Raw genomic sequence first — 10,040 nt, forward strand, 5'->3', positions numbered from 1 at the left:
TTCATTTTGCGCAACCCCCAACATTGGATAGCGAAATTCTAGCGCTCCAAAAATGGGTTTTGACACAGTCTGGGCCGGCCTGAGTCATCGACATCCGTGCGCTTCGATGCGTGTATGCCTCCGCCACTTACCCCCTTCATCGTGGTCAAACCGGACATATAGCGAATTACCGTCTTTTAAGTGGGCGGCTAACACAACATCGTCCACCCGACGCCCGTGACGTCGTCGCATGATTTATCTTCGATAAATACAAAGTTTGCGGGAATTGGATTGATCAAATCATGCACCGCAGCCGTCGAGTGCCTGAACCTGGGCCTCTTCGATGATGACACCGGCGACAGCAGTCGACAGGATTCACCGAACGCGCCGGGAACGCTTCAACTGTAACCCGCTGATGCCAGCGAGCGAATTACTGAAAACGTCGTCGTCTGGAGTCAGCACATGTTGGCCCGTTCTCTCGCTGTCATCTGTGCCAGCGCTGTGGCGCTGCTCGCATCGCAGGCGTTCGCCGCCGCGCCGCGTCCTGTCGTCGTCGAACTGTTTACGTCGCAGGGCTGTTCGTCGTGCCCGCCGGCCGATCGCTTTCTGTCTGAGCTGAGTGACACACGCACCGATGTCCTGCCCCTGGCATTTCACGTCACATACTGGAATCAGCTCGGCTGGAAGGATCCGTTTTCATTCGACGCTGCCGATGCGCGTCAGGCGCAGTACGTCCAGCGGTTTCGCGACTTCGCGTACACGCCGGAAATGGTTATCGACGGCAAGGCTGAAGTGGTCGGCTCGAATCGCAGTGCAGCCAGCTCGGCCATCGACCAGGCGAAGTCCATGGGCGTCACCGCAGCTACAGTTAGCGCTGCGCGCGGTGGTGGCAGCGTTTCGGTGTCCATTGGCCCGGGCAGCGGACGCGCGCGCGTGCTGCTGGTCGGTTACGACGCGCGCCACGTCACGCCGATTGCGCGTGGCGAGAACGCCGGCCACACGCTCACTGAATCGAACATCGTGCGTAGCTTTGCGCCAATCGGCCAGTGGTCCGGCACGGCACTCACATTGCGTGCCAACGCCGTCGCCGGCGAGCATCTGGTGGTACTGCTCCAAGCGCCCGATGGTGCGATCGTCGGTGCCGCACGCGTCATCGATGCGAGTGAAGCACCTACGCGCTGAGCGATTGGTTGTTGGGGTAATCGTGCAGTACTCGACAAATCCTCACCTCGGGGCTTCACGTCACAAGTGTTCAGAGTACCCGGGTTGAATCGGCCGCTTGCGCACCGCCGCTGTGCAGACGGTCCGTCGTTAGCGACACATTTAGTTTCGACGCGACCCACGCTCGTCGAACTTGCAGGAGACGTACCCGCGGTATCATCGGGCAATATTTAGTACTGCAGTTTAAATATCGATTAATAGATTTATGTAAAATTCACCTGCCGATTTTAGACTTGTACCAGATCCGGAACGTCTACCGCTTCGTCTAAATGATTAGGCATTCGAGTTCCGGGACCTCCTCTAGCACCGCGAAGTCCGTGGCGCAGCCTTGAACTGCTCTTGGCATTGTGCCCGCGTGCGAAAGACCGAGACTGCCCACGATCCCTGCTTTGCGATGGTCGGAAGACAATCACGCCTGATTTTGCGTTTGGATGCACAGCTCGATCACATCGAGCAACGCGCGCTTGATCGCATTGCTCGCGCCGCACCAAGCAAGCCCGATGCCCGCCTTGTGATCCGCCAGTTCGAGCGGTCGGGCCACGACTTTCGGTGGCAGCGCCATTGCCGCGGCAGCGGGAATCACGCCGATGCCGAGCCCCGCCGAAACCAGCGCAAGCATCGTCGAGAATTCGCCGAGTTCCTGCGCGATGTTCAGATCCGCGCTCTCGCGCTTGAGCGCCACCAGCGTCTCGTCGTGGAAACCGGGCGCGTAACGCCGCGCAAGCACGAACGCAGGATAGCCGCTGAGATCCGGCGGGCGGATCAGCGGCTTCGCGGCCAGCACGTGTTCGTCGGGGAGCGCGACGACGAACGGTTCCTCGAGCACCACGCGGACTTCCAGACCGCTAACGCTCACCGGCAGCCGTATCAGGCCGAAATCGAGCTGATTGCCCTGCAGCGCGGAGATCTGATCCGGCGTCGCCATGTCCTTTAGTTCGAGCGTGATGAGCGGATAGCGCGCATGCATCGTGCGAATGAGCGCCGGCAGCAGCTTCGGCAGCACCGACGACACGAACGCGATGCGCAGCGTACCGATTTCCCCTCGCGCCGACAGCCGCGCCGTCTGCTCCGCGCGCATCGCCTGATGCAAAGTCGCGCGCGCCTCGGGCAAAAAAAGCCTGCCGGTTGGGCTCAGGACGACCTTGTGACGATCGCGCTCGAATAGCCGCACGTCGAGTTCCTCTTCGAGCGCCTTGATCTGCATGCTCAGCGCCGGCTGAACGATGCACAGGCGCTGCGCCGCCCGTCCGAAGTGCAATTCCTCGGCAAGCGCGACGAATGCGCGTAGATGCTTCAGCTCCATGAAATCCCCTGCCCGCGGGCGCGCCAAGCCTGTAATCACGATTCATGATAACAGCGTCATGAAAGACTATTGGCGCGTCGGCCGTTCTTCGGGTGAAGTAGGCGCATTCGGAGACAGAGCGCATCCACAGCAGGATGCGCACGAAAACAATGGAAAAGACCCTGAACTTCTTCAATCTGCACGGCAGGCGTGCCCTGATCACTGGCTCCGGGCGCGGCATCGGGCTGGCGCTGGCGCGAGGACTCGCGGGCGCGGGAGCCGCGATCGTCATCAACGATCGCGATGAGCAAAAAGCGGCCGACATCGCCGCACGCCTGCGCAGCGAAGGCATCGACGCCGGCTTCGCCGTATTCGACGTGACCGAGCGTGAGCAGGTGGTCGCTGCAATCGAACGCGTCGAGACGGACATCGGCGCGATCGATATTCTCGTGAACAACGCGGGCATCCAGCGCCGCGCCCCGCTCGAAAGCTTCGGCGAGCGCGACTGGAACGACCTGCTGCGCGTGAATCTCGACGGCGTGTTCCAGGTCTCGCAGGCCGTCGCGCGGCACATGCTGGCGCGCGGGCACGGCAAGATCATCAACATCGGCTCGGTGCAGAGCGAGCTGGCGCGCCCGGGCATCGCGCCCTACGCGGCCACCAAAGGCGCCATTCGCATGCTGACCAAGGGCATGTGCGCGGAATGGGCACGGCACGGCATTCAGGCCAACGCGATCGCGCCCGGCTACTTCGAGACCGATCTCAATCGCGCGCTCGTCGACGATCCCGCTTTCTCCGAATGGCTCTGCAAGCGCACGCCGGCGGGCCGCTGGGGCCGCGTCGAGGAGTTGTGCGGCGCGGCGGTATTTCTCGCGTCGGCGGCATCGGATTTCGTGAACGGGCAGACGCTTTTCGTCGATGGCGGATTGACCAGCGTGGTCTGAGCCGAGAGGAGACAACATCATGCGTATTTCAAGGACAAGCCGAAGCCGCCGCGTGCGTGCCCTCGCCGGCCTGATACTCGCCGGCGCGGCCTGCACGTCGGCGGCGGCCGACTGGATCGTATCGGGCAACGACGGGAAGTATCAGCGCGTCGAAGGCCGCGACACGTTTCCGGACAATCCCGCGCCGGACACATTGACGCTCCTCGACGCGAGCCACTCTCCCCCGCAAGTGAAGGTGCAGGTGGAAGTCGAGAACGGCATACAGGGGCCGCCGCAGGCGGTCGCCATCACACCCGACGCGCAAGTCGCGCTGGTCGGCGCACCGACGCGCTACGACCATGCCGCGAAGAAGCTGCTGATGGATTCGTTCGTGCAGGTGATCGACCTGCGAGCAACGCCGCCCGCCGTGACGCGGCTCGATATCGGCAGCCATCCGCAGGGCATCGCCATTGACCGGAGTGGCCGGCTCGCGCTCGTCGCGTGTGTCGACGGCAGCGTGGCGGTGCTCGGCATCGACGGGAACCGCGTGACGCTCGTCGACACGCTGAAGATCGCGCAGAAGCGGCTCGCCGGCGTGAGCTTTACGCATGACGGCGCGCATGCGCTCGTTGCATTGCGCGACGAACAGGGCGTCGCGGTGCTCGACGTCGCCGATGGCCGCGTCACCGACAGCGGCGCGCGCCTTTCGAGCGGCGTCGCGCCCTACACGATCGACGTGTCGAGCGACGGCAAATGGGCCGTCGTCAGCGATGTCGGGCTCGCGGGCCTGCCCGCCTATCCGGGCAAGCTCGCGGGCGATGCCGACACGGTCACGCTCATCGACGTTTCGCGCACACCGTTTCGCGCGGTACAGCACCTGACCGTGCCATCGCTGCCCGAGGGCGTGGCGATCTCGCCCGACGGCAAATGGATCGGCGTGCAGGCGATGGACGGCTCCAACCTGACGCCCGACAACCCCGGACGCCACGCGCGCGGCAAGGTGCTCCTGTTCGCGATCCGCGACGGTCAGGCCGTGAAGGTCGCCGAAGCGGCCGGCGGCGAGGCGGCCCAGGGCATCGTCTTCACCGCGGACAGCAGGCATCTGATCGTTCAGTTCAACGTCGAGAAGCAACTCGCGTTCTACGCCGTCGACGGCGGCCATCTGCGCGACACCGGACAGCGCATCGCGCTGACGGGCGGACCTTCGTCACTGCGCACGACGCCACGCTGACACACCCGACATCCAGTCAACGATTAACAGGAGAACACCATGCGTACGCTTGACGCCGCGCGCAGGAACGTCGTCGTCTTCAGAAAGCTGCCGGACGATCTTCTCGAACACATCGTATCGAGGCACGACGTCACCGTCGCCGACCCGCGACGCGCCGATGAATTGCCGCGCTTTCGCGAAGCCCTCGGCGACGCCGACGGCCTGATCGGCTCGAGCTTCAGGATCGGCGCGGATGAACTCGCCCGCGCCCCGCGACTGAAGGTGATTTCGAGCATTTCGGTCGGCGTCGACAACTACGATCTCGTGCACCTCAAGCAACGCGACATCACGCTCTGCCACACGCCCGGCGTGCTGACCGAGACGACCGCCGACACCGTGTTCGCGCTGATCATGGCGAGTTCGCGCCGCCTCGTCGAGTTGTCGAACCATGTGCGCGAAGGCCGCTGGACGCGCAATATAGGCGAAGACCTGTTCGGCTGGGATGTGCACGGCAAGACGCTCGGCGTGCTCGGCTTCGGCCGCATCGGGCAGGCCGTGGCCCGGCGCGCGGCGCTCGGCTTCGGCATGCCGGTGCTCTTTCACGATCCGTTCGACGTACCGGTTCCCGCGATGCTCGCCGGGCACGCAGAGCGCGCATCGTTCAACGACGTGCTCGCGCGCGCCGACATCGTCGCGCTGACGCTGCCGCTCTCGGACGACACGCGCGGCCTGATGGACGAGCACGCGTTCGCGGCGATGAAACCCGGCGCGATCTTCGTGAATGGCTCGCGCGGCGCGATCGTGCGCGAGGACGCGCTGCTCGCCGCGCTCGACAGCGGCCACCTGCGCGCCGCCGGACTCGACGTGTTCGCCGTCGAGCCGCTCGCGCAGGATTCGCCGCTGCGCACGCATCCTAAAGTGACGCCCCTGCCGCATATCGGCTCGGCGACGCACGAGACGCGGCGCGCGATGGCCGAACTCGCGACCGACAACCTGCTGCGCGTGCTCGATGGCGAAGCGCCCATCGCCGCGTTCGATCTCTCGAAGCACTGACCGGACGATCGCCATCATGCCTCATTCGATTCCATCCTTGTGCGGCTCGCTTGCCGGTCAGCCGTTCACCTTCAACGTCAAAGTGCATAACGCGGCCTATCGTGCGCTCGGCGTGGACTACACGTTCGTCAGCTTCGGCGTTGAGGATGCCGCCGGCGCGGTCGACGCGATGCGCACGCTCGGCATCCGTGGACTGAACGTGACGATGCCGCACAAACAGGCGGTGATACCGCACCTCGATGCGCTCGACGAAACCGCCCGCGAGATCGGCGCGGTGAATACCATCGACAACCGCGACGGGCGCCTCACCGGCTACAACACGGATTGCGTCGGCGCCGTGCGCGCGCTCGAAGAGGCGACGCCGCTCGAAGGCCGGCGCATCGCCCTGCTCGGCGCGGGCGGCGCGGCGCGCGCGATCGCTTGGGGCGCGCGGCGCGCCGGCGCCCGGCTCACCGTGTTCAACCGGACCGCGGCGCGCGGGCAGGCGCTCGCCGACGACTTCGGACTCGCCTTCGGCGGCGATCTCGGCGACTTCGATCCGCATGCGTTCGACATCGTCGTGAATGCGACCGCCGCCGGGTTCCGCGCGCCGGACGTCAATCCGTTGCGCTCCGGGCAGCTCGCGCCGCATCTCGTCGTGATGGATGCGGCCTTCATCCCGGTTCGCACGAAGCTGATACGCGATGCCGCCGAACTCGGCTGCCGCGTGATCGACGGCACGCGCATGTTGCTGCATCAGTTCTGCGGCCAGGTCGAGCTTTATACGGGCAAGGAGGCGCCGCTGGACGCGATGAGCGCCGCCCTGCTCGACGAAATCGCCCGGGTGGGCTAGGCCCATTCGCCTATCAGGAAAAGCCGGCGGTCCCGCATCTCGCGCGAAGACGAGGACGGGACCGTCGCCGGAATTCGCAGGAACGGAGAGAGACATCATGAAGCACCAGCCAACCATCGCGGCCGCCGACAGCGGACTCGCACGCACAGCCAACGCCAACGCCAGCCGAGACGAGGTCACCACGAGCGACCTGTATCGCGCGGCATGGGCCGCATCCCTCGGCAGCGCGCTCGAGTACTACGACTTCGCGCTCTACAACCTCGCATCGGCGCTGATCTTCGGGCCGCTGTTCTTCCCCTCGAGCGATCCAGCCATCGCGCTGATCGCGAGCTTTGGCGCGTACTTCCTCGGCTTCGCGATCCGGCCCGTGGGCGGCATCATCTTCGGCGCGCTCGGCGACCGCTACGGCCGCAAGTTCGTGCTTATGGCGACGATCCTGCTGATGGGCATCGCCAGCACGCTCATCGGTCTGTTGCCGACCTACGCCAGCGCCGGCATCTGGGCTCCGGTCCTGCTCGTCGGCTGCCGTCTGCTGCAAGGTCTCGGCGCGGGCGCCGAACAGGCCGGCGCGGCCGTGCTGATGGCCGAGTACGCGCCCGCGAAACGGCGCGGCTACTTCGCCGCGCTCCCGTTCATGGGCGTGCTGCTCGGCACGGTGATGGCGGCCGCGATCTACTTCGCGCTGGTGCGCGTCGAGGATGTCTCGCAAAGCTGGCTGTGGCGCGTACCGTTCCTGCTGAGCGTGTTCATCATCGCGGTGGCGATCTGGATCCGGTTGAAGCTCAAGGAATCCCCGTCGTTTTCGAAGCTCGAAGCGCGGCATCAGATCAACGACAGCCCGCTCAAGCATCTCATCAAACATTCGAAGCCGACGCTGCTCAAGGTCATCGGCATGCGCATGGCCGAGAACGGCGGCTCGTCGATCTATCAGTCGCTCGCCATCAGCTATATGGCCACCGCGACGGGCCTCAAGGGGCCGATCGGGCCGGTCGCGCTTCTGCTCGCGGCCGTGTCGGGCGCGGTGATCATTCCGCTCACCGGCAAGCTCAGCGATCGCTTCGGACGCGTGCCGGTCTATCGCGCCTTCGCGCTGTATCAGCTGCTGCTTGCCTTTCCGACGTGGTGGGTGCTGAGCCAGGGCAACGCCACGGCGAGCATCGCGATGCTGTGCGTCGCGCTCGCGGGCGTCTGGGGCATGTTCGCCACGCAAGGGGCGCTGCTGCCCGAGCTCTTCGGCGCGCAGCATCGGTATGCGGGCGTCGCGGTCGGACGCGAGGTGTCCGCGGTGATCGCGGGCGGCGTCGCGCCGCTGATCGGCGCATCAATCATCGCGTGGGCGACCGCGCACTGGGGCGGCGCCGAGGGCCGCATTCTCGCGTGGATTCCGCTTGCCAGCTATGTCGCGATTCTGAGCCTGATCGGCGTGGTGACGACCTACTACACACCCGAGACGCGCGGCCGTGATCTCGACGATTTGCGTGACGCTTCCGACGCTTGTTAGTCGATGAGTCGCTCGGAGGACCTACCAGATCATCCAATTTTCGGACGCAGCAACCCGTTGCAGTTCATCCAACCGGAACGCCCTGCGGCGCTGTCCGCGATGTGGGCATCATGGGGGACTGCAGCCCTTCAACTACGCCGAGCGAGGCCTCGCATGCCCCCTCGTTCATTGCTTGGTTTGCGTCATGAAAAGCCCCGACGTTGTCATCATCGGTTCCGGCGTGGGAGGCGGTGCGATTGCTCGCCAGCTCGCGCCGTCCGATGGCGCATCCTTATCCTCGAAAGAGGGCCTCGTCTCCGAGCGGAAGCGGAGAACGCGAGTGCAGAGGCGGCGTTTGTTCAACGCCGGTACCGTGCCAAGGAGGAGAGGCAAACCAAAGCCGGCCGACAAATCGTTCCCGGTCAATATCACTTCGTCGACGGCCAACCAAGTTCTACGGCACAGCGATGTTTCGCTTCCGCGAAAGGGATTTCGAGGAAATCAACTTCCGCGATGGAATTTCCCTTTCCTTGCCCTTCGCTTATTCTGAGCTCGATCCGTTGCCCAACAACGGAGTTCAGCTTACGTGGACACGAACAAATCAAGTTGCTCACGCGCGCTTTGCGGGACAGACCAAGAAGCTATGGCGTCGATTGGGTGCGGTCGCGGTTCTATCGCATCCGTTCGGTGTGGAAACGCCCTCTCATCAATGCTGCGCCGTCAGGATGGGGGTGGACCCGGCACATGCGGCGCTCGATCCCTGTTGCCGCGCATACGATCACCCGAACCTCTATATCGTGGACGCGAGTTTTTTCCCGTCGTCTGCCGCTCTGAACCCTGCGCTGACCGTCGCCGCTCAGGCTCTTCGAGTCGGGGACCATATCGCAAGATCCTCGGCCGCGAGCAAGCGGCAACCTGCCGACGCCGAAAATGCCTAGAAAGGAACTCAAAATGGAACATAACTTCCTGCACCCACTGACCGGTTCGTTCGCGCAGCCAGCGGCCGAGAATCCGACTGTCATCATGGTTGAGGCCGCATATCGCCACCTCGGCCTCGACTGGCGATATCTCAATGTTGAGGTGTCTCCCGAGCACCTTGGCGACGCGGTAAGAGGCGCCCGCGCCATGAGTTGGCGCGGCTTCAACTGCTCGATTCCCCACAAGGTGGCAGTGATCCAGCACAAGGTGGCAGTGATCCAGCATCTCGACGGGCTGGGAGCGTCGGCCGAAATCATTGGCGCGGTCAATACCGTTGTACGGCGAGCAGATGCGCTTATCGGCGAGAACACCGATGGCAAAGGGTTTGTAAAGGCGTTGGAGGAGATCGCCTCCGCGAGCAATAAATCAATCGTTCTATTCGGGGCGGGCGGGGCCGCGCGCGCTGTTGCAGTCGAGCTGGCGCTTGCCGGTGCAAAGAAGATCACAGTCGTCAATCGGGGCAAAGAACGTGGCGAAGATCTAGGAGTATGCGCGGCAGAAATCTGATGTCATCCGGCCGAGCCGGGTAAGCGTTGTTAGGAGATGCCAATAAGCTATCTTCCCTACGAGCCGCAGCAGCAGATGTTGCTGCCCCACGCGCTGCAAGACTGGCTGCCTGAAGGGCACCTGGCCTATTACATCAGCGACACGGTGGATTCGCTCGACCTGTCAAGCTTCCATGCGCGGTATGCGGGCGGCGGCCCGCGCAATCAACCCTTTCATCCGGCGATGATGGTGAAGGTGCTCGTCTACGGCTATGCGACCGGGGTGTTCTCGTCGCGCAAGCTGGCCAGGAAGCTGCATGAAGATGTCGCGTTCCGGGTCCTCGCCGCGGGCAACTATCCGGCGCATCGCACGCTTTGCGACTTTCGCGCCTTTCACTTGAAGGAACTGTCGGACCTGTTTGTGCAAGTGGTGAAGCTGGCCAAGGAATGCGGACTGGTCAAGCTCGGGACGATTGCCGTTGACGGCACGAAGATCAAGGCCAATGCGTCGCGTCATAAGGCGATGAGTTACGAGCGGATGAAGAAAGCCGAGCTGGAACTCAAAGAACAGATCGATGCGCTGCTGGCCAAGGCGAA

The 10,040-nt window shown here is 64.0% G+C and carries 10 protein-coding genes; 9 read left to right on the plus strand and 1 reads right to left on the minus strand.

The genetic code is table 11. The features are described 5' to 3' along the window. The first annotated feature begins 480 nt into the window (after window positions 1-480). Window positions 481-1,161: a DUF1223 domain-containing protein gene (locus AWB78_RS39885; protein WP_332460145.1), complete on the plus strand. Its 681-nt coding sequence runs from the start codon at window positions 481-483 to the stop codon at window positions 1,159-1,161. Between the two features lie 448 nt (window positions 1,162-1,609). Here AWB78_RS39885 and AWB78_RS39890 read toward each other — a convergent pair whose 3' ends face one another. Then, a complete protein-coding gene (locus AWB78_RS39890; protein ID WP_062612462.1) occupies window positions 1,610-2,503 on the minus strand; it encodes a LysR family transcriptional regulator in 894 nt (297 codons plus the stop codon). A 149-nt stretch (window positions 2,504-2,652) separates the two neighbouring features. Between AWB78_RS39890 and AWB78_RS39895 the strand changes: the two genes are divergently transcribed. From AWB78_RS39895 to AWB78_RS39930, 8 genes are all read left to right on the plus strand, one after another. Further along, a complete protein-coding gene (locus AWB78_RS39895; protein ID WP_062612464.1) occupies window positions 2,653-3,426 on the plus strand; it encodes an SDR family oxidoreductase in 774 nt (257 codons plus the stop codon). A gap of 19 nt (window positions 3,427-3,445) precedes the next feature. Continuing rightward, entirely contained in the window at window positions 3,446-4,636 is a 1,191-nt protein-coding gene (locus AWB78_RS39900) for a YncE family protein (RefSeq protein ID WP_062612466.1), read from the plus strand. Window positions 4,637-4,675: 39 nt separating this feature from the next. Then, the gene (locus AWB78_RS39905; protein WP_062612468.1) at window positions 4,676-5,668 is read left to right on the plus strand and encodes a 2-hydroxyacid dehydrogenase; all 993 of its coding nucleotides are present in this window, start codon (window positions 4,676-4,678) and stop codon (window positions 5,666-5,668) included. A gap of 16 nt (window positions 5,669-5,684) precedes the next feature. After that, a complete protein-coding gene (aroE, locus tag AWB78_RS39910) occupies window positions 5,685-6,500 on the plus strand; it encodes a shikimate dehydrogenase (protein WP_062612471.1) in 816 nt (271 codons plus the stop codon). A 97-nt stretch (window positions 6,501-6,597) separates the two neighbouring features. Next, window positions 6,598-8,001 carry an MFS transporter gene (locus AWB78_RS39915; RefSeq protein ID WP_062612473.1) on the plus strand — a complete coding sequence of 468 codons (1,404 nt, stop codon included), beginning with the start codon at window positions 6,598-6,600 and terminating at the stop codon, window positions 7,999-8,001. A 446-nt stretch (window positions 8,002-8,447) separates the two neighbouring features. Continuing rightward, complete coding sequence (locus AWB78_RS45575) at window positions 8,448-8,918, plus strand: GMC oxidoreductase (RefSeq protein ID WP_074173678.1); 471 nt, start codon at window positions 8,448-8,450, stop codon at window positions 8,916-8,918. A gap of 13 nt (window positions 8,919-8,931) precedes the next feature. Continuing rightward, window positions 8,932-9,465 (plus strand): shikimate dehydrogenase family protein, encoded by a 534-nt coding sequence (locus AWB78_RS39925; protein ID WP_082883615.1) that lies wholly within the window; start codon window positions 8,932-8,934, stop codon window positions 9,463-9,465. Between the two features lie 36 nt (window positions 9,466-9,501). Continuing rightward, window positions 9,502-10,040: transposase (locus tag AWB78_RS39930; RefSeq protein WP_198399358.1), on the plus strand; the 539-nt coding region annotated here is incomplete at its 3' end.

Source organism: Caballeronia calidae (genome assembly GCF_900044055.2).
GTDB lineage: Bacteria > Pseudomonadota > Gammaproteobacteria > Burkholderiales > Burkholderiaceae > Caballeronia > Caballeronia calidae.